Origin of the sequence: Streptomyces sp. SID14478, assembly GCF_010548525.1 — a bacterium.
Lineage (GTDB): Bacteria > Actinomycetota > Actinomycetes > Streptomycetales > Streptomycetaceae > Streptomyces.
In genome coordinates this window covers 1-1,387 of record NZ_JAAGMG010000689.1, presented here as the reverse complement: position 1 = coordinate 1,387, position 1,387 = coordinate 1, and the positions used below count along the sequence as shown (strand labels likewise).

Annotated in this window: 2 protein-coding genes; one reads left to right on the top strand and one right to left on the bottom strand. The window is 69.6% G+C overall.

Features of this window, described 5'->3' with window-relative positions; genetic code table 11:
• Positions 1-267: 267 nt before the first annotated feature.
• Positions 268-714: a cell division protein SepF gene (locus G3I40_RS22785; RefSeq protein ID WP_164303990.1), complete on the bottom strand. Its 447-nt coding sequence runs from the start codon at positions 712-714 to the stop codon at positions 268-270.
• Between the two features lie 357 nt (positions 715-1,071).
• Here G3I40_RS22785 and G3I40_RS47315 point away from each other — a divergent pair.
• On the top strand, positions 1,072-1,387 hold a 316-nt coding region (locus G3I40_RS47315; protein WP_239091897.1), incomplete at its 3' end, for a DUF5685 family protein.

The following is a 1,387-nucleotide window of genomic DNA, read 5'->3' as shown; positions in this document are numbered from 1 at the left end:
GGCTGCACGTGACGCTGGTCGTCAGCGCCGTGCTGTTGTTCCTGGGCGCGCTCGCCGCGCTGCGGTTGCCGCGGCGCATGGACTGCGACGCGCCGCCGGCCGAGGCGGCGGCCCCGCGTCGGCCGTCCCAGGAGAAGTCGTCGTTCGTGTGAGCGTCGGTGGGGGGTGCGCCCGGCCCGCGGCCGAGCGTGTCCACCCTCCCACCGCCCGTGGACTCCGCGCTGGACGATGAGAACAGGGGCGGGTGCGACCTGTCAGCCGCACCCCTCAACTCTGGTTGAAGAAACCATCCGGCTGCTTTGTCGCCTCGCGGCCCGAGACGATCTGCGTGTCGGCCGGGGTCAGCAGGAAGACCCGGTTGGCGACCCGGTCGATCGAACCGCGCAGACCGAAGATGAGCCCCGCCGCGAAGTCGACGACGCGCTTGGCGTCGGACGGCTCCATCGACGTGAGGTTCATGATGACCGGGACCCCGTCCCGGAACATCTCGCCGATCCGGCGCGCGTCCCGGAAGCTGTCCGGGGTCACGGTGCCGATCCGGCGGCCCTGCTCCTCGGCCTCCTCCGCGGCGACCTTCACTCGCGGGTCCGTGACCCAGGCGGCCGCGCCTGCGGCGGGCTCGGGGCCCTCGTCGTAGTCGTCGTCGTAGTAACGCTCGTCATCGTTGTCGTCGACGAGGCCAAGCCAGGCACTCGCCTTGCGCACCGATCCCATGGACGCCTCCTCTCACAGCGGTTCCCTCTGCGTTCCGCACGTTGTGCATCCCAATGTTCATCCATGATGCGGATACGGCGCCAAGTGGATAGCCGCCGCGCGGGGTTTTCGTGACGGTACTGGTGCACAGTCAACACCGTGTTGCCCCGGCGTTCCCAAGGGCTGTACGGGGTACGGCTGCTGACAGTGAGTGAAATATGATTCTTCACGGCGTTTGGGTGACGCACGGTGCGTACGGGTGAACGAGGGAGGGCGCGGGGCGGCTCGTTACGATGATGCCGTACGTGGTCAAGGGGGCGTTGACGCTGCGTGTCGGCCTTGTTGACGGACCGTCATCAGGTGTACGGGGGAGTGGCCTTGTTCGGAATAGTCCGGCCTTGCAGACATCGGCTCGGCGAAGGGCTCCGGGCCCAGTGGATGGCCCATCTGTGCGGGCTGTGTCTGGCGCTGCGCGGGGATCACGGGCAGTTCGCCCGGGTCGTCACGAACTACGACGGTTTGCTGGTCTCGGTTCTGACGGAGGCTCAGGCCGAGCGGCCCGCAGGCGGACGCCGGCAGGCGGGGCCCTGTCCGCTGCGCGGGATGCGCACCGCGTCCGTGGCGCAGGGCGAGGGGGCGCGGCTGGCCGCCGCCGTCTCGCTGGTCCTCGCCTCGGCGAAGGTGCGCGACCACG

Excerpts from the sequence above, each read along its gene's own strand:
- G3I40_RS22785 (WP_164303990.1), bottom strand. The coding sequence starts at position 714 with ATGGGATCGGTGCGCAAGGCGAGTGCCTGGCTTGGCCTCGTCGACGAC.